This is a genomic window from Bacteroides sp. M10, assembly GCF_014334015.1.
GTDB classification, from domain to species: domain Bacteria; phylum Bacteroidota; class Bacteroidia; order Bacteroidales; family Bacteroidaceae; genus Bacteroides; species Bacteroides intestinigallinarum.
Genome location: NZ_CP060488.1, coordinates 4,485,734 through 4,501,669, shown reverse-complemented (window position 1 = coordinate 4,501,669; position 15,936 = coordinate 4,485,734). Strand labels below are relative to the sequence as shown.

Below are 15,936 nucleotides of genomic sequence, written 5' to 3'. Positions count from 1 at the left end.
CACATCATAGCGTTGGTGTGGCAAATATGGATAAGTGGCGGAATTGGAAAACGCACGGAACGTATGCCGGGACTCTCGCTCATTGGCAGTAAAGCCCATCCCCGTTCGAATCGGGGCTTATCCACAATCACTAATTTAAAAAACAGCTTATGGAAAAAGTAAGTAGCAAAGAAAAAATGAAAACCATGAAGAAAGGGGCAACAATCAAATTGCCAATATCTTCGTTAGAGACAATTCGTAACAATGTATCCCTTTTGAACGCCAAACATTACAGCGAAGGCAAGAAATGGAAGTCTGAATCATTCAAAGAAAAAGGTATTGTTATAGTTACCAGAACTGCGTAACCAATCAACTTACACGATTATGGAAAGAGTATTAACAGAACTTACACCTGAATGTGAGGTTACAGCACGAATGTACGCACAGGGGTATGAGAAGAAGGAGATAGCTTCGATGAAATGCAGGGCGTTGAGTACGATAAATAACCAACTGCAAGAGGCTTTCAGAATTCTTCGAATTAGAAACGGAAGAGAGCTGGCGACAATGTTTTATGAACGAATGACAGGAATGAAATTTACTATGGACTTCTCTCCTATTGCTCGTTCTGCAGTTGCTTGCTGCTTTTTATGCCTTTTTTCTTTTTCACTTTATCACGAACAGAGTGATATGAGAAGGGCAAGAAGAACAAGAGTTGAAACTATTGAAAGAGTAAGGAGGTCAGAATGAATGCAGAGGCAAAACTAAATACTCTCTATCGAATAGGTAGCAGAGTTTCTCTCAATAAAGAGCAGGCCAAAGAGTTTGTAGGCGGTCGCTATAGACTTGAAAAGCTGATAGCAGAAAAGAAAATACGGGCAGAAAAGACCGGAACCACGAAAATGTCTCCTTATGCAATCAATGCTTGTGATGTGCTTCTTTACGCTATTGATTCTAAAGAACAAAGAATATAATTAACCCTTTAAATTTTACGATTATGAGTCTTATCAAAAAAAGTAATGAATTAGTAATCCCTACCACAGTAAAAATGATGATTTACGGTCAAGCCGGTATGGGAAAGAGTACGGTAGCATTGAGTGCTCCGAAACCTTTGTTATTGGATTTCGATAACGGGGTGAAACGTATGAATATGGTACATTTGGAAAACATAGACACAGTACAAGTCACTTCTTGGAGTGATGTTCAACAAGTCTTGCAAGAAGATTTGTCAGCTTATCAGACAATCGTTGTTGATACTATCGGTAAGATGATGGACTTTATCATTACTTATAAATGTGGTAGCCGCCAACCGTCTATCAGAGATTGGAGTGGTATCAATGCGGAATTTTCTTGGATGACAAGAACACTCTCAAGTCTGAATAAACATATCATTTTTGTCGCCCACCGTGATACGAGAAAAGAAGGTGATGATACGGTGTTCATTCCTGCCTTACGTGAGAAGTCCTACAACTCCATCGTTACTGAACTGGATTTGCTCGGTTATCTTGAAATGAAAAGCGAAAGAGGCGTTCAAAGACGCACTATAACTTTTGACCCGACTTCAAGAAATGACGGTAAGAATACTTGCAATCTACCTTCTGTAATGGAGGTGCCTACTATCGTCGATAAGAGCGGTAATCCGACCGCAAAGAACGACTTTATCACCACTAAGATAATCAATTCATATTTAAGTATGCTGGCGGCTAAGAAGGAAGCGCAGGAAAAGTATGACAAGGTGATAGAAGAAATAAAAGAAAGCATTGAATTTATCACCGATGCCAACTCCGCTAATGAGTTCGCTTCACATATCAATGAGTTTGAACACGTTGGTAGTTCTCTAATGAAAGCGAGAAGCCTGTTTGCAGCCAAAGTAAACTCTTTGGGATTGGTATTTGACAAAGAAACTAAAACCTATTCAGATGCAGCTTAAGTACCGCTTTTATGCTACAATTCTTGATGCCTTTTGGGGTTATCTGAATAGTGATGTAATTTGGGATAAGTATTGGGGATGGAGTGAAAATCCTCCCTATACTCCCGAAGAATTTCACGAACAGCAGTTTCAAGAACTGATAGACCGTATCAATCGAAAGCCTTTTGATAACGAGAAAGCGGACAGGGGTACTTGCTTCAATGAATTGGTAGATGCCTTGATAGAGAATAGAAAGCCAAAAGATATAATTGTAGAGAGGACAGCAGATGATTTGTCTTATCAGGCTACTTACAACAACAGGGTATTTACTTTTCCTATCTCTATCTGCCGCGAGTTTGCCAACTACTTCAAAGGTGCTCTAACTCAGCAACGAGTAGAAGCAATCCTTCCTACCACATTCGGCAATGTATTGGTTTATGGCTTCATTGATGAACTGATGCCTACCACCGTTCACGACATCAAGACAACAGGTAGCTACAGCGTTGGTAAGTTCAAAAGTCACTTTCAACACCTCGTTTACCCGTATGCTTTGATTCAAAATGGCAATGATATACGAACATTCGAGTATAATATACTTGAATTTAGTAAGGCGGGCTACCCGGTAGATACTTATACTGAAACCTATGTTTTTGTTCCCGAACGTGATATACCAATTCTCACTAATCATTGTGAAGAGTTTATTCGGTTCTTGGAGGAAAACAGGGAGCTTATTACTGATACTAAAATTTTTGGCTTAGATGATCTTCAACCTGAGTAACCCCTACGAAGTAGATAAGTATAAAGAGTATGTAAACAAGCTATTCAAAGACCGCGCGGTTGTGGAGGTTAAAAAGCGACTTCCCAACCGCACATTAGCGCAAAATAGCTATTTACATCTGATACTTAGTTTTTTTGCCTGTGAACTTGGCTGCAGTCTCGATGAGGTTAAGCTTGACTACTTCAAAAAGACCTGTAATCGTGATTTATTCGAACGAAAGAAAATCAATAAGCAGGGAAATGAAATCACTTATATGCGTAGTAGTTCAGAACTTACCACTGGCGAGATGACAACAGCCATAGAGAGATTCAGAAACTATTCTGTTGCTCAAGCTGGTATTTATCTGCCGGCTCCCAATGAAAATCAGTTTCTAATCCATATCCAACAAGAAATTGAACGTAACAAAGAATTTATTTAATTATGAATATAACAAGAACCATATCTGAACAAGTTGCCGAAAAGATGGTAGCCCCGATAGTTGCTAAGATAAAGTCACTATCAGATGAAAGACAAATAATATCAGAGGAAGCGATTCAGAACTCTCTACCTAAAGATTTGAAAGATTGTTTTAAAAAGCACAGAAGTTGCTTTCAGAAATCATCCTGCGCAACCCTCTACTCCGGTAAACATGAAATTAGGATTGAGAAGCTATCATATTTTCCTGCTTCATCATCTTGGTATCCGCATATCGAAGTTGGTAGTCAAGTCATTGAACATCTTGATAAACTGCGGATAAAGATTGATAAACTAAACGATGAAAAAGAAAAGACTTACAATTCAATTGTATCAGCCCTTCTTTCTTTGAGGACATTTAAAAGAGCAAAAGAACAATTTCCTGATGCTTATGAGTATTTGAAAGAATACGAAGAACCAGGCAAAACAGCGGTGTCTTTACCTATTGAAGATATTCTCTCAACAATCAATAAATATAAGCCATGATAGAAACCAAGAAAAATGAGGAACGCTATATAACATCCGATCCTCACAAGATGCTCAATATGTATCTTGCAAAACGTGTCCTAAAAACGTGGACTGAAGACTTTGTAGACGAAGATACGGGACAAGTCGTATCAATCGAACGAAACGAAGTCTTATTTGAGCGTGGCGATTTAATCGACCAAGATCGATTGGCACAAATTCGCTTTAGTATGGAAGCTGATGGAATCAAAGAGGTAGAGGTGAGCAATCAGAAACGTATCGCCCAAGAACAGCCAAGTACTTACCTTCATCCATATATCGCACAGGCTAAAATCAAAGATAAGAAGCATAAGTTTCTATTCTACGCCAGTGCGCTTGATACAGCCTTGCTTATCCTCAAAGACTACATAGAACTCAATTACTCTTTCGGCTTTACTATTGTCATGGTGAAAGAGTTCGATACTTGTATCATCCTTACTGACACTTTGAAAGAACGTAAGATTGATACTTTACCTCTTGATTGGGAAGAAAAAAACTTGAATGTAGAAGGTGACAATGAAGAAGATGAAAAGCCGGATGAAAAGAAGTTCTACCAAATTGAATCGAGAATAGTCTTCGGTAGTGGTGGTAGTGAATCAACCTATACGTTTGTGGTCCACACTTTCAACGTTGACCGTGCAATGATGATTATCACCGACTACCTAAAGAAAAAGCAATACGAAAGAGAAGAGGAAGCGAGAAAGGCCGGGCGTGAGTATGACAAAGAAGAAGTTCACGCTATGGTTGAATCTGCTAAACCTATTCCAGTTGGTAGATATATTCCGATGGAGTTCTCAATGGCTTACATTGAGACTAAAGAATAAGCCCGTGAGGGTGTATATTTTGTTTTTCATAGTATTATTTAAAGTTAGGACAAGTCCTGTATCAAGCGTGGTACAGGCAAAATTGGATAAGTGGCGGAATTGGTTAGACGCTAAAGTGATATGTTTATAGGTAGGTTGCACCCAAGCTAAGTGCATAAAAGTAACGGGCATAGCTATTTTAAATGTAATAGCAAAAATAACTCCTATCGTCCAGGTTCGAGTCCTGGCTTATCCACAAACTTGTGTGAGAAAGGGGACACGAAAGCATTCAGTTGCAAATGAATGTTTCTGTTGTGCGCAGACAGATAGTGTCCCCGACGTAATAAAGTGAGCAGCACTGTTCAACTGCATAGACTAAATTGTATGTAATGCCCCGGAGAATACGCTTCGGGGCTTTTAATTGGAAAATTATGGATGAAATTATAGCAGCTAAGATTTGCCCCTATTGCGGTAAGCCTACTGAATACGTGGATAGTTCCATAATCTACGGACGTTCCTACGGCATGATTTATCTGTGTCGTGATTGTAGAGCTTACGTTGGTGTACATAAGGGTACGAACCAAGCATTAGGACGTTTAGCAAATGCGGAATTGAGAGAAGCAAAGAAAGAAGCTCACTTCTATTTTGACCAGATTGCCAAAACAGACCTAATCAATAAGATTTGGAAGAAACACATTCCCAATACCTCGAACAGAAACAAAGCTTACTTATGGCTATCTAACCAACTGAATATACCCCGTGAAGTTTGCCATATAGGAATGTTCGATGTGGATGATTGTAAGCGAGTTATTGAACTATGTAAACCAATAGTAGAATGCCATATTACATAAAACGAACCAAGGCTAAGAAGAAAGACAAGCCTTTACCTCTGTTTGATAAAGCAGGGGTAACAGTAAAGAAGAAGCCGAATTTGAAAGCTAAACTTGATAAGGAGTTCTCTCTCTTTATCCGGCTTCGTGATTGTATGCCGAACGGATATTTTCGCTGTATCAGTTGCGGACAGATAAAACCGTTTGAGCAAGCCGATTGCGGGCACTACTTCAGTCGCACGCATTTGGCGACACGGTTTGATGAGAATAACTGCCATGCCGAATGCCGTCACTGCAATAGGTTCAAAGCTGATCATCTGGAAGGATATCGGGTGAATCTGATAGCCAAAATTGGACAACAGAAATTCGACTTGCTGAAAGTGAAAGCTGCCGGTACTTCTAAGAAGTCTGATTTTGATTATGAGCAGCTTATCAAGTATTACAAAGCACTTAATAAGAAACTACGAAAGGAGAAAGGAATATGAAATCCACTATCATTGAAGGAGTTGAGTATAAACTCACACCGATAAAAAAAGAAAATAAGACAGTAGCTTTATTTATCCTCACTATGCCCAAAAACAATTCATGGAATGGTAAATGGACTGGAGAAGGAAATTTATATGCCTATTCGCAGGTTGCATTTAGACGTGGAAAGCCAATCTATTCAAATCTAAAAGAAGGAAACTTCTATTATGATTTTGGCGATGGATGGGTAGCAAATGTGGAAGTCAGATATGTTACACCAAGCGAATCTAAAAAAATAATGCGGAAATCTAAAGGTTTCTGTGGATATACTTGGATGTGCGATGAGATAATGAAACTCGGAAGAATCAGAACCGTTACAGAAAGAAGAGCAGACAATGTACAAACTACGTGATTATCAACAGAAAGCATCTGATTCAGCCGTTTCTTTCTTCAGCAACAAGGCAAAGAAAACTAACGCCATCATGGTATTGCCTACAGGATCGGGAAAGTCGCTTATCATTGCGGATATAGCTGCAAGACTTGAGGGCCATACTTTAGTATTCCAGCCGAGTAAGGAAATACTCGAGCAAAATTTCAAAAAACTATGTTCATACGGCATTCTCGACTGTAGCATCTATTCTGCTTCCTTCAACTCAAAGGAGATAAACCGGATAACATTTGCTACCATCGGTTCTGTGAAAGCTCATCCCGAACTCTTTACTCACTTCAAAAACATCATTGTGGATGAATGTCATTTGGTAAACCCCAAAGAAGGAATGTATAAGGATTTCTTCGATGCGGTGAAGTGTAAGGTTCTTGGGCTGACAGCTACGCCTTATCGGTTATCATCCAGTCGTAATTTCGGTTCTATGCTGAAATTCATCACCCGGACAAAGTCTCATGTTTTTTCAGAGGTCATTTACCATGTACAGGTATCAACCCTATTAGATATGGGCTACTTGGCGAAGCTAAACTATTATCCAATGAATCCTTCAGGATGGAATGAACTTAACCTGAAAGTAAATACCACCGGTGCCGACTATACCGATAAATCAGTTCAACGAGAATATGAACGGATAGACTTCTATGGTTATCTCGTTCATATCGTTCAAAGGCTGATGACCCCCAAAGCAGGTGGTAAAAGAAAAGGCATTTTAGTATTTACTCGGTTCTTGAAAGAAGCCGAACGGCTTACGATGTCAATACCAGGATGTGCAATTGTTTCGGGTGACACTCCAATGGCTACCCGTGAAATGATACTTAATAAATTCAAATCAGGCGAAATTCCGGTAGTTGCTAATGTTGGAGTACTTACTACGGGTTTTGATTATCCAGAGCTTGATACAATCGTTATGGCACGTCCTACGATGTCACTTGCTATGTGGTATCAGATAGTCGGTCGGGCTATTCGCCCCCACCCTTCTAAAGAATGTGGCTGGATCGTAGATTTATGTGGGAACATCAAACGTTTTGGCGAAGTCTCTGATTTACGGTTGTTTGATAGCGGTAATGGTAAATGGGTAGTTTGCTCTAAAGGAAGACAATTAACAAACGTGAGATTTTAATCGAATGGAAAACGATAAAGGATTTATAAAACTAAGCCGCAGGTTCTTCTCGAATATAATGTGGAATGAAGCCCGGACATTTAGCAGTTGCGAAGCGTGGTTAGATTTAATACAATCTGCACGATTTGATGCAACGCCCCGAAAGGAGTGTATCGGAGGTCGAGAGGTGGTCTATAATCGTGGGCAATACCCAGCATCCATCAGATTTTTAGCAAAACGTTGGCAATGGTCAGAAAAGAAAGTCCGTTCTTTTTTGGAGCATCTACGGAAAGAAGGTATGATAACTTCTGAATGTACACAAGGTATCAATATCATAACATTGTGCAAATATGACGAATATAACGATGCCGGCACAACAAAGGACACAAACAAGGGCACAGATATTGGCATGGAAATCAATAGTTTAAAAGAAGAATGGGCACAATTAAGGGCACAACTTGCGGCACAGCCTACGAATAATCATCCGCCACAATCTGAATTTTCACAAAAATTAGGGCACACGGAGGGCACAAATACAAAGAAAGATAAAGAAAGAGAGTATATAGATATATCTCTTAATAATCAAAAGAAAGAAAATACTCCTAACGGAGTATCAAAGAAAGACAAGCTTTCTTCGCCCTCCCTTTCTGAAAAGGTTGATTACAACGGATTGATGGAATACTATAACTCTACATTCAAGAACAAACTTCAGCAGATAAAGTCAATGACCGAGGCTAGAAAGAAAGCCGTTAAAGCCCGGATATCCCAATATGGCAAAGAATCCATCAGAACAGCTTTTAATCTTGTTCTTCAGAGTCCCTTTCTTCTTGGAGGAAATGACCGCAATTGGAAATGTGATTTTGATTGGATATTTAAACAAGCAAATTATACTAAAATTTTAGAAGGTAATTACAATGGAAAACGAACTGATACTGCTGCCACAAGAAGAGAGTCGGTTGGTCGCCTTAAAAACCTCGCCGGAGCAATACTGCAAGATGCTTCGCCCCAAAACGATTGAAGATGTATTTTTAAGTTCAGAACCAGCAATAGGAACAATTACAAGGATACTTGGGGAAACAAAGTCAAGAGCCGCCGTTGTTCTTTTGCTTGCCGATGCTTTGGAATTTTTCAATGCTACTGAAACTATGTCTGATATTCAAGTAGCTATGACCGTTGATTTGATTATGGAGGAATATCCATACTTCAAAATGGACGACTTGAAACTCTGTTTCAAAAATGCCATGAAGATGAAATACGGACGAATATACAATCGTATTGATGGGCAGGTGATTATGAGTTGGCTTCGTGAGTATAATAAGGAGCGATGTGCTGCTGCCGACACACAGTCTTGGAATGAGCATAAATCACATATAGCGGATGAGTTAAAGCCTATATCCGGCATGTTCTATGAAGAATATAGAACAGAACTTGAAAAGCGTGCAGCATCTGGAGATGAATCTGCTATCAATGCTTTGCGTATATCTAATAGTCTAATGGATGAGCTATCCAAAAGAAAGTTTGAAAAGCAGAAAATGCAATTAGAAGAGTTTTATAATAAGCAAGAATCATGAAAGTAACTATCTATTGGAAAACAAAGCATCTTGATCCTAAAGACATCCCTAGAATCAAAAAGAAAATCAGGGATAAGTTTAATATCCCGGACTATACTACCGTAAACGGTGAAACTCCTTGCGATATCAAGGAAGAAGATATTGAACTCCTTAGAGAGACAGAAAATCGTGGATTTATCCAAATAAGAAATAAATAAAATCATGTTAATAGGAACAACAAATCTTAATACGACTCTCAACTTAACCTATGTGTTGACAGATGTCGTAGAAACCCTTCTCTATGATTTGAGAAGCGAAATGGGAAAGCAAGGCTATGAGTTACGCCACGATGCAAAACGCAATTTCAACACAGCAATAGCCGCGATCCGTAAATTGAAACAAGATGTGGATAAATCCCAGCTATCCACACAGGAAAACTTCGGAAACGACTCCGATTGCCTTTTGGCTTTCATCCGGCTGTTGGTAGACCGCTGCGGTGACGATGACAAGAAGATGTTCGCATTTTATAATTACATCAAACGTCACCCTTCACAACTTGAACTCGATCTATCAGATGAAAAAAGTACATTCGCTCATATTTTCGAAAGTAATAAGAAGCCGGATTAGTCATGAGAATACTTCTAAACATCCTCCTTCTCCTAGGAGTAAACATCTTATTTTACCTGGTGGTTTATGCGATAGCGGCCCACCTGATGGATAATATTAATTAAATCAAGATTAGTAAGATATGAAAGAAGTCGAACTATATAATGACCATTTCCAGAACTACAAAGTTTATGGAATCCCTAAAGCTCAACTAATTATAGCTGATGTCCCTTACAATTTAGGAAATAATGCTTATGCCTCTAATCCCTCATGGTATGTGGATGGTGATAATAAGAACGGAGAAAGTGATAAGGCGGGCAAACAATTCTTTGATACCGATAAAGACTTTCGCCCGGCAGAGTTTATGCACTTCTGTAGCCAAATGCTTGTAAAAGAACCTAAGACTAAAAAAAGTGCACCATGTATGATAATCTTTTGTGAATTTGAAGACCAGTTCCGATATATCGAACTTGGTAAGAGATACGGTTTGGGTAAATACATAAATCTTGTATTTAGAAAAAACTTTTCATCGCAGGTTTTAAAAGCAAACATGAAAGTGGTTGGTAACTGCGAATATGGTCTTTTGTTGTATCGTGACAAGCTTCCAAAGTTTAACAACGACGGACGGATGATATTCAATTGCTTTGATTGGGTACAGGATAATGAAACACCGAAGGTTCACAATACCCAAAAGCCAGTACCATTACTTCGTAGGTTAATAGAAATATTCACTGATAAAGGTGATGTAGTTATTGATCCATGTGCCGGAAGCGGTTCTACTTTACTAGCTGCCGCCCAACTAGGACGCAAAGCATACGGATTCGAGATAAAGAAAAAGTTCTTTGCTGATGCGAATAAGCTAGTGTTGTCGCAAGTCCAACAAACATTATTTCAATAGACAGGATATGTGCGAGATTGAATTAGATAAAATATACAATGAAGATTGTATCGAAGGAATGAAACGTATTCCAGATAAAAGTGTCGATGCTATAATATGCGATCTTCCATACGGTACCACTCAAAGTAAATGGGATATAATAATTCCGTTTGAACCTCTATGGGAACAATACAAACGCATCATTAAAGACAATGGGGCTATTGTATTGTTTGGTGCGGAACCCTTTTCCAGCTATTTAAGACTAAGTAATATTGAGTGGTACAAATACGACTGGGTTTGGGATAAGATAAAAGGGGTTGGCTTTCTAAATGCTAAGAAGCAACCTCTCCGTAATCATGAATTGATTAGTGTATTCTACAAAAAGCAATGTACCTATAATCCTCAAAAAACATCTGGTCATGAAAGAAAAAAAACTTTCAGATCAAAAAACTGCCAAACAGAAGTGTACGGAGCAATGAATCAGGATTACCATTATGATTCAACAGAAAGGTATCCGCGTAGTATACAAGTCTTCAAAACAGACACACAGAACTCTTCGCTTCATCCTAACCAAAAGCCGGTGAAGCTTTTGGAGTACCTAATTATGACTTACACCAATGATGGTGAAACCGTCCTGGATAATTGTATTGGAAGTGGTACCACTGCAGTAGCCTGTATAAACACTAATAGACATTTTATCGGATTTGAGAATTTGGGAAAGCATTATTATACAGCCTGTGAACGTGTATTACAGGCTATGCGAGAACCAAAATTAGCATTATAAACTAACGTAAAATAATTTAGAAATGAAAAAATATCGTGTAACGATTGAATTAGACACTTTTGAATTTATAGTATCCGCTAAAGATAAGAAGGAAGCTAAAGAAAAAGCTCTCAATAATCTTCAGAAAAAGAAAATATCAACTATGATCCGAAAAGGCTGGCCCGATAATAAGAGGCAAATTTTTATTGATGAAGAATAACTCAACTCAAATCAATAAGGAACATTATGGAAATAATCAAACTAACGAAGAAAGAAGAGGAATGGATTAAGGAGCTGAAGAAGTTAATCCGAAAGAGACCTAAGAATCTAACTCTCTTTGCTGATGGAAATTTAAACATCTTGAAACTTGATAAGGATGATAATGATGGAGTAGGCGAAAATGGAAGAATGAAAAGTGATAGAATAGTAGCAATTATTCTTTACGCCTGTGATGGAGGTGCATTTTAATTAGAGTAAAACAAGAAAGATATGAATGATTATAAAGATAAATATAGATATATAACTCGTAGGAAAATAGAAGTTCCCCAAAGAGAGTTGACTATTCGAAGACATAAGGTATCTGATATTAAAAGAGAAGAAGTTGTCTCATAACTTTGCAACATTCCCTGTTGATCGAATAGGTCAGGAAGATGAGTTTGAACTTTTTAGGTGATTCGAATTGGCATATTAAAAAGGTAAATCATTGTCTTCTAAAATATATTTATTATATGAAGGGTACTTCTCATTGAAATCTTCTAGTATAATCCTATTTGCTCCAGTACTAAGACGTTTTCTATGCCGATCATCTACCTCTGAATGGCAACGAACACAAAGACATTCGAGGTTAGTCTCTCGATTATCTATTTTGTTTCCATTTTTATGGTGGGTATGCATATAATGTTGATCAAAAAGGTTAGTTATTTGCAAACCGCATCGTTCACATGTAAATTGATGTAAAGAACGATACGCATGACTTATTTGTTCCCAATTCTTGGTATAGCCAAAGATGTCAACATCAACATCTCCATTTTCATCAGGGAAAATTCCTTCTGTTTGTTTGAGGAACTCTACAAAATCAGTGGAATTATGAATTTTATTAGTTAATTCTCCAGCAAGTATATTGGCACAATAGTTACATAGTTGTAATCCGGAAACTTCTACTTCATGGCGAACTGCTCTATCTCTTGCAAAGACTTTAATAGGTTCATTGTTTGCAAAACGATAAGCATCTTTGCCATAGAGTTGAAGTGCCTCGCAATTTCTTATATGAAATTTTGGCATTGCTTCTCCATAATCATGAAAATAGAAATTACGCTTATACATGAAACCTTGATGTTCTATCTTGTTGTCATCAATGTAAAAGATGCCGTTTTCTTCAAACTTTATTTTTGTTCCAATATCTTCAGGAAGAACTTCAATTGTTCCTACTGGGGTCCATGGTGATGCTTCTCCAATCTCGATCCCCATAGTCCTAAGTTGCGATTTTAGACGATCAAACTGGTAAAAAGGCTCTTCAGTATTCATAGATATCAGTTTTTATTTTTATTCACGAAGTTTTCAAGTATATCATCGCCACTTGTAACTATTCGGAACTCTACACGCCTAGATTTTTCTTTATCAATCTCCTTACCTGTAGTAATAGTATAATCACCATTACTATCAAGTGATTTGCCATAAGAAAGCCCGTTAGCTGTGAACCAAAATTCAAGTAAGCGTTGTTGCTCTTGAGTGTATCTTTCGAAAACTTCCATTTTTCGGAAATACTTTAATACACTAAGTGAACGTTTTTGGGATAAAATAACATTGGCAATATAAGAATCCATATCATAACTAGGCATCGGTACATTATCTGTATGGCCTTCAATTCGAATTTCTCTAATATTGCTTCGTAAACTATCATTGAGTAAGATGTTGAAATACCTGGGCAGAAAGTTATTGAGGATTTGACAGAAACGAGGTGTCAAATCAGCTGACCCTGAAGCAAAAAGAACAGTTGGTTCCTTGAATTTCATGGAAAGATCTTTGCCAATAGCCATTTGCCATTGTAAAGTATCACCAGCGAATTCTTTAACAAGTTTGTTGTGAAGTTCGTTTTTTGTTTCAATATAATCTGTAAGTACAGTTTGATTCTGTTTTACACGACTGATGTAGGCTATTGCTATGAACAGAAATATAACCATGAGACCTGTCATTAGGTCAGAAACTGACATCCAAACATTAGACTTAGCCATAATTATCTACGATTATTGACGTGTTCAACCATTTTAGTAATACAGTTGTCTAGTTCAGCAAGTGTGGCACCTAACCGATTATAAAATTGGCGATCAAGTGAAGTTAATTGTGTGTTGAGAGTTTGAGATCCTTTTGTGATTATGCTGACTCCTTCTTCCATTTTTTCTTTTGTACCTTTCCAAAACTGTTCGCCATAATCACGGATTTTATTGAGTTCGTCGAGTTTTTCAATAAGAAGTTGAACGCCATCTACAAAATTACGTTGTTTTCGAACCCAATCATTTAAAACTTTCGTAGATTCGTCAAATTGTTCCATATTGTTTTTTGAGAGAGTCGCTGTTTCTTGAAGTTTATTTGAAACATCAATAAATTTTTGGTCTTCAATAATAACCTGATTAAGAGAGTCAATAAGTTGTTTGAGCTTGCCACCTTCACTGACGAGAGTTTTTGTGTCATCACTAACTTTTGTAAGTGTAGTAGAAGTACTTTCAAAATTGTTCGCCATTTCTTTATATTGCTTAGTAAGAGAGGATATCATGTTTTTATTTTCTTGTTGCCAAGTATTGAGTTTCTCTACACTTTGGTTTAGTTGATCGAAATTTTCTTGAATAAGTTTATTAATGAGCGCATTCATCTGTTTCTGAAATTCTTCTGTAACAGTTTTCATTACTTCTACAAGGGCTTCAGTATTGCTCTTTTTCAATAGTTCAGAAAACTCATTGAATTTAGCAACTAAAAGATGATTTGTGGCATCCATTTTATCCTCAATTTCAACTACTTCTGAATGAAGTTTTCCTCCAAACGTTTTAACTTCTTCGGATATTTCTTCTTGGGTGCTACTCATGCCTGAAAGAACGTCAAGCATTTCATTAATGTTATGATTAATGTTTGATAAATCTTTCGTTTGTAGTTGGATATTTGTGAGTGCAGCAGTTTGAGAGGTGGAGTTTTCTTCTACTGTGCCCAGAGATAGAGTAACACTTTCGGCTTTATTTCTAAGGTCGTTGAGAGCTACTTCTTGGCTTCGAGCTAAAATAACCATTGAGTTTATTGCATTTTCTGTATTTGTGTAAGACGTTTGAAGGGAGGTGAGGATATCACTTACAGTACGATAGAATGCAGTCTGGTCTTTAGCTTGGTTTTCAGCTTGTTCTCTTAAAGCATTAAGAGTGGTCATGTTACTTTGGCCCATCTGTTGAACTGCCTGGCATATTTGTGATGCTGCATGATTGGCGTCTGAAATGCCACCGTCTGTTTTATCAAAATATGAGTTGGTTATTCTAGACAAAAATAGAGAACCTAACATACCAGCAATTGATGTAAAAAAGGCCGTTTTTAATCCGTCTAATAGTTCGGGAATACTTGTGTCAAGATCATTAGAATTGAAATAAATAAGTCCTGTTGTGATACCATAGAATGTACCTAATACTCCTAATGTAGAAATAATTGAAGGGATATTTTCAACCCAACGACGGTTTGATACTAACTTGCCTTTACTATTTAATCTTCTGATATACCCATAGGATATGAGTGTGCAGAAAATAATTAAGCCAAGGCATAAAATTGTTGACATACTAAGCGAAAAAATCATGATACCGTGTTTTTTATATTATGTTGTACTCTAATTTTTTAATATTTTCCTAGTTAAGAAATCTATTAACGGTTGCAAAGGTAATGAATTTGTTTTAATGAAACGATTTATTTTTCTATTTACCGAAAAGAAACAAATGTTTAACTGTTGTTTTTGCTAACATAATCCATAAACAAATAGATTTCTTTTTCTTATACTATATATTTATAATAAAATATATGTTTTTCAATAGACTATGATGTACTATTAAGCTGATATCGATTTTTTTTGTATATATTTGGAACGATAAGAAGGAAATACTGCTTATTACTTTATAAAGTAAAATGTCTTAATAATATTATTATAAAAAAATGTGTTATGGGTCAAATTTATTCGTATGTGCTAAGATATGATGATGGAGTGGCGCCTAACCCTTATGGTGGTGTCTGTACTTTGGCAATATGCAAGCCTGTCATTAGAAAAAAAGCCCAAGTGGGTGATTGGGTTATTGGAACTGGATCATTTGAATTAGGTTTAGGTGATACTTTGGTTTATGCAATGAAAATAACGGAAGTTTTATCTTTTAAAGAGTATGATATCCTATGCAGATCTAAGTTGCATATTAAAATTCCCCAAATAAATTCTGATGATATAATTGAACGTAGAGGAGATTGTATCTATGATTATTCTAAGGGAGATTCTCCTATACAAAGGGCCGGAGCCCATAATATGTGTGATAGTGAGCGGGATTTAAGTGGAATAAATGTTTTGTTATCAACACATTTTTATTATTTTGGTGATTCTGCCATATTTTTGCCGACTAAATTTTTGAATTTTCGAAAAAAAGGGCGTGGGCATAGAATTATAAAAGTTCAAAATTTAGTGGATGAATTTGAGGAATGGATCAATAGCTATGAGCTTAATAGACTTTTTGGAGAACCACAGAAAAAGGTACACTCATGTGGTAGTTGTTCGCATAATACAGAAATTAAATTAGAATAAACCTTTTGGATAAAACTAACCATAATTACAATAGTATCATATAAAAGGCAAGATACTAGCCATTTAAATTTCTA

24 protein-coding genes are annotated in these 15,936 nt (G+C 37.1%); 21 read left to right on the top strand and 3 right to left on the bottom strand.

The window, feature by feature from the left end:
- Positions 1-149: 149 nt before the first annotated feature.
- The 20 genes from H8796_RS16315 to H8796_RS16220 all read left to right on the top strand — a co-directional run bounded on the left by H8796_RS16315 (position 150) and on the right by H8796_RS16220 (position 11,526).
- Positions 150-344, top strand: coding sequence for a hypothetical protein (locus tag H8796_RS16315; RefSeq protein ID WP_118299779.1), 195 nt, complete (start codon positions 150-152; stop codon positions 342-344).
- A gap of 19 nt (positions 345-363) precedes the next feature.
- Entirely contained in the window at positions 364-726 is a 363-nt protein-coding gene (locus H8796_RS16310; RefSeq protein ID WP_118299778.1) for a response regulator transcription factor, read from the top strand.
- The gene (locus tag H8796_RS16305) at positions 723-950 is read left to right on the top strand and encodes a hypothetical protein (protein WP_055167878.1); all 228 of its coding nucleotides are present in this window, start codon (positions 723-725) and stop codon (positions 948-950) included. The genes H8796_RS16310 and H8796_RS16305 overlap by 4 nt, the downstream gene beginning before the upstream one ends.
- 23 nt (positions 951-973) lie before the next feature.
- Positions 974-1,906, top strand: a complete 933-nt coding sequence (locus tag H8796_RS16300) for an ATP-binding protein (RefSeq protein ID WP_118299777.1) — start codon at positions 974-976, stop codon at positions 1,904-1,906.
- The gene (locus tag H8796_RS16295) at positions 1,896-2,663 is read left to right on the top strand and encodes an HNH endonuclease (protein WP_118299776.1); all 768 of its coding nucleotides are present in this window, start codon (positions 1,896-1,898) and stop codon (positions 2,661-2,663) included. Before H8796_RS16300 ends, H8796_RS16295 begins: the two co-directional genes overlap by 11 nt.
- Positions 2,644-3,081 (top strand): hypothetical protein, encoded by a 438-nt coding sequence (locus H8796_RS16290; protein ID WP_055167884.1) that lies wholly within the window; start codon positions 2,644-2,646, stop codon positions 3,079-3,081. The genes H8796_RS16295 and H8796_RS16290 overlap by 20 nt, the downstream gene beginning before the upstream one ends.
- 2 nt (positions 3,082-3,083) lie before the next feature.
- The gene (locus tag H8796_RS16285) at positions 3,084-3,602 is read left to right on the top strand and encodes an Nmad5 family putative nucleotide modification protein (RefSeq protein ID WP_118299775.1); all 519 of its coding nucleotides are present in this window, start codon (positions 3,084-3,086) and stop codon (positions 3,600-3,602) included.
- The gene (locus tag H8796_RS16280; protein ID WP_118299774.1) at positions 3,599-4,444 is read left to right on the top strand and encodes an RNA polymerase subunit sigma; all 846 of its coding nucleotides are present in this window, start codon (positions 3,599-3,601) and stop codon (positions 4,442-4,444) included. The genes H8796_RS16285 and H8796_RS16280 overlap by 4 nt, the downstream gene beginning before the upstream one ends.
- Positions 4,445-4,854: 410 nt before the next feature.
- On the top strand, positions 4,855-5,274 hold the full coding sequence (locus H8796_RS16275) for a zinc-finger-containing protein (protein ID WP_118299773.1): 420 nt from the start codon (positions 4,855-4,857) through the stop codon (positions 5,272-5,274).
- On the top strand, positions 5,259-5,738 hold the full coding sequence (locus H8796_RS16270) for a recombination protein NinG (protein WP_118299772.1): 480 nt from the start codon (positions 5,259-5,261) through the stop codon (positions 5,736-5,738). Before H8796_RS16275 ends, H8796_RS16270 begins: the two co-directional genes overlap by 16 nt.
- Positions 5,735-6,130, top strand: a complete 396-nt coding sequence (locus H8796_RS16265) for a hypothetical protein (RefSeq protein ID WP_099147150.1) — start codon at positions 5,735-5,737, stop codon at positions 6,128-6,130. The genes H8796_RS16270 and H8796_RS16265 overlap by 4 nt, the downstream gene beginning before the upstream one ends.
- A complete protein-coding gene (locus tag H8796_RS16260) occupies positions 6,114-7,283 on the top strand; it encodes a DEAD/DEAH box helicase (RefSeq protein ID WP_118299771.1) in 1,170 nt (389 codons plus the stop codon). The genes H8796_RS16265 and H8796_RS16260 overlap by 17 nt, the downstream gene beginning before the upstream one ends.
- A 4-nt stretch (positions 7,284-7,287) precedes the next feature.
- Entirely contained in the window at positions 7,288-8,280 is a 993-nt protein-coding gene (locus tag H8796_RS16255) for a hypothetical protein (protein WP_255502042.1), read from the top strand.
- Positions 8,177-8,833 (top strand): DUF6633 family protein, encoded by a 657-nt coding sequence (locus H8796_RS25455; protein WP_255502041.1) that lies wholly within the window; start codon positions 8,177-8,179, stop codon positions 8,831-8,833. The genes H8796_RS16255 and H8796_RS25455 overlap by 104 nt, the downstream gene beginning before the upstream one ends.
- Positions 8,830-9,030, top strand: a complete 201-nt coding sequence (locus H8796_RS16245) for a hypothetical protein (protein ID WP_118299770.1) — start codon at positions 8,830-8,832, stop codon at positions 9,028-9,030. The genes H8796_RS25455 and H8796_RS16245 overlap by 4 nt, the downstream gene beginning before the upstream one ends.
- 4 nt (positions 9,031-9,034) lie before the next feature.
- Positions 9,035-9,439 carry a hypothetical protein gene (locus tag H8796_RS16240; protein ID WP_118299769.1) on the top strand — a complete coding sequence of 135 codons (405 nt, stop codon included), beginning with the start codon at positions 9,035-9,037 and terminating at the stop codon, positions 9,437-9,439.
- Between the two features lie 121 nt (positions 9,440-9,560).
- Positions 9,561-10,316, top strand: coding sequence for a site-specific DNA-methyltransferase (locus H8796_RS16235; protein ID WP_118299768.1), 756 nt, complete (start codon positions 9,561-9,563; stop codon positions 10,314-10,316).
- Positions 10,317-10,323: 7 nt separating this feature from the next.
- Positions 10,324-11,079: a site-specific DNA-methyltransferase gene (locus H8796_RS16230; protein ID WP_118299767.1), complete on the top strand. Its 756-nt coding sequence runs from the start codon at positions 10,324-10,326 to the stop codon at positions 11,077-11,079.
- A gap of 22 nt (positions 11,080-11,101) precedes the next feature.
- A complete protein-coding gene (locus H8796_RS16225) occupies positions 11,102-11,278 on the top strand; it encodes a hypothetical protein (protein WP_182423824.1) in 177 nt (58 codons plus the stop codon).
- 26 nt (positions 11,279-11,304) lie between these two features.
- On the top strand, positions 11,305-11,526 hold the full coding sequence (locus H8796_RS16220; RefSeq protein WP_118299766.1) for a hypothetical protein: 222 nt from the start codon (positions 11,305-11,307) through the stop codon (positions 11,524-11,526).
- Positions 11,527-11,745: 219 nt separating this feature from the next.
- Here H8796_RS16220 and H8796_RS16215 read toward each other — a convergent pair whose 3' ends face one another.
- The 3 genes from H8796_RS16215 to H8796_RS16205 are packed head-to-tail and all read right to left on the bottom strand — an operon-like array spanning position 11,746 to position 14,881.
- On the bottom strand, positions 11,746-12,582 hold the full coding sequence (locus H8796_RS16215; RefSeq protein ID WP_118299765.1) for an HNH endonuclease: 837 nt from the start codon (positions 12,580-12,582) through the stop codon (positions 11,746-11,748).
- A 5-nt stretch (positions 12,583-12,587) separates the two neighbouring features.
- Positions 12,588-13,289 carry an OmpA family protein gene (locus H8796_RS16210; RefSeq protein ID WP_118299764.1) on the bottom strand — a complete coding sequence of 234 codons (702 nt, stop codon included), beginning with the start codon at positions 13,287-13,289 and terminating at the stop codon, positions 12,588-12,590.
- Between the two features lie 2 nt (positions 13,290-13,291).
- Entirely contained in the window at positions 13,292-14,881 is a 1,590-nt protein-coding gene (locus tag H8796_RS16205; protein WP_255502040.1) for a hypothetical protein, read from the bottom strand.
- 357 nt (positions 14,882-15,238) lie between these two features.
- Here H8796_RS16205 and H8796_RS16200 point away from each other — a divergent pair, with 357 nt between their 5' ends.
- Positions 15,239-15,862: a hypothetical protein gene (locus H8796_RS16200; protein WP_118299763.1), complete on the top strand. Its 624-nt coding sequence runs from the start codon at positions 15,239-15,241 to the stop codon at positions 15,860-15,862.
- The last annotated feature ends 74 nt before the right edge of the window (positions 15,863-15,936 follow it).

What these genes read in the sequence shown, in the direction of transcription:
- H8796_RS16215 (WP_118299765.1), bottom strand. Translation starts at nt 12,582, where the DNA reads ATGAATACTGAAGAGCCTTTTTACCAGTTTGATCGTCTAAAATCGCAA.
- H8796_RS16205 (WP_255502040.1), bottom strand. Translation starts at nt 14,881, where the DNA reads ATGATTTTTTCGCTTAGTATGTCAACAATTTTATGCCTTGGCTTAATT.
- H8796_RS16315 (WP_118299779.1), top strand. Translation starts at nt 150, where the DNA reads ATGGAAAAAGTAAGTAGCAAAGAAAAAATGAAAACCATGAAGAAAGGG.
- H8796_RS16260 (WP_118299771.1), top strand. Translation starts at nt 6,114, where the DNA reads ATGTACAAACTACGTGATTATCAACAGAAAGCATCTGATTCAGCCGTT.
- H8796_RS16200 (WP_118299763.1), top strand. Translation starts at nt 15,239, where the DNA reads ATGGGTCAAATTTATTCGTATGTGCTAAGATATGATGATGGAGTGGCG.
- H8796_RS16290 (WP_055167884.1), top strand. Translation starts at nt 2,644, where the DNA reads ATGATCTTCAACCTGAGTAACCCCTACGAAGTAGATAAGTATAAAGAG.
- H8796_RS16285 (WP_118299775.1), top strand. Translation starts at nt 3,084, where the DNA reads ATGAATATAACAAGAACCATATCTGAACAAGTTGCCGAAAAGATGGTA.
- H8796_RS16310 (WP_118299778.1), top strand. Translation starts at nt 364, where the DNA reads ATGGAAAGAGTATTAACAGAACTTACACCTGAATGTGAGGTTACAGCA.
- H8796_RS16210 (WP_118299764.1), bottom strand. Translation starts at nt 13,289, where the DNA reads ATGGCTAAGTCTAATGTTTGGATGTCAGTTTCTGACCTAATGACAGGT.
- H8796_RS16265 (WP_099147150.1), top strand. Translation starts at nt 5,735, where the DNA reads ATGAAATCCACTATCATTGAAGGAGTTGAGTATAAACTCACACCGATA.
- H8796_RS16225 (WP_182423824.1), top strand. Translation starts at nt 11,102, where the DNA reads ATGAAAAAATATCGTGTAACGATTGAATTAGACACTTTTGAATTTATA.
- H8796_RS16305 (WP_055167878.1), top strand. Translation starts at nt 723, where the DNA reads ATGAATGCAGAGGCAAAACTAAATACTCTCTATCGAATAGGTAGCAGA.
- H8796_RS25455 (WP_255502041.1), top strand. Translation starts at nt 8,177, where the DNA reads ATGGAAAACGAACTGATACTGCTGCCACAAGAAGAGAGTCGGTTGGTC.
- H8796_RS16295 (WP_118299776.1), top strand. Translation starts at nt 1,896, where the DNA reads ATGCAGCTTAAGTACCGCTTTTATGCTACAATTCTTGATGCCTTTTGG.
- H8796_RS16230 (WP_118299767.1), top strand. Translation starts at nt 10,324, where the DNA reads ATGTGCGAGATTGAATTAGATAAAATATACAATGAAGATTGTATCGAA.
- H8796_RS16240 (WP_118299769.1), top strand. Translation starts at nt 9,035, where the DNA reads ATGTTAATAGGAACAACAAATCTTAATACGACTCTCAACTTAACCTAT.
- H8796_RS16275 (WP_118299773.1), top strand. Translation starts at nt 4,855, where the DNA reads ATGGATGAAATTATAGCAGCTAAGATTTGCCCCTATTGCGGTAAGCCT.
- H8796_RS16235 (WP_118299768.1), top strand. Translation starts at nt 9,561, where the DNA reads ATGAAAGAAGTCGAACTATATAATGACCATTTCCAGAACTACAAAGTT.
- H8796_RS16270 (WP_118299772.1), top strand. Translation starts at nt 5,259, where the DNA reads ATGCCATATTACATAAAACGAACCAAGGCTAAGAAGAAAGACAAGCCT.
- H8796_RS16245 (WP_118299770.1), top strand. Translation starts at nt 8,830, where the DNA reads ATGAAAGTAACTATCTATTGGAAAACAAAGCATCTTGATCCTAAAGAC.
- H8796_RS16280 (WP_118299774.1), top strand. Translation starts at nt 3,599, where the DNA reads ATGATAGAAACCAAGAAAAATGAGGAACGCTATATAACATCCGATCCT.
- H8796_RS16255 (WP_255502042.1), top strand. Translation starts at nt 7,288, where the DNA reads ATGGAAAACGATAAAGGATTTATAAAACTAAGCCGCAGGTTCTTCTCG.
- H8796_RS16220 (WP_118299766.1), top strand. Translation starts at nt 11,305, where the DNA reads ATGGAAATAATCAAACTAACGAAGAAAGAAGAGGAATGGATTAAGGAG.
- H8796_RS16300 (WP_118299777.1), top strand. Translation starts at nt 974, where the DNA reads ATGAGTCTTATCAAAAAAAGTAATGAATTAGTAATCCCTACCACAGTA.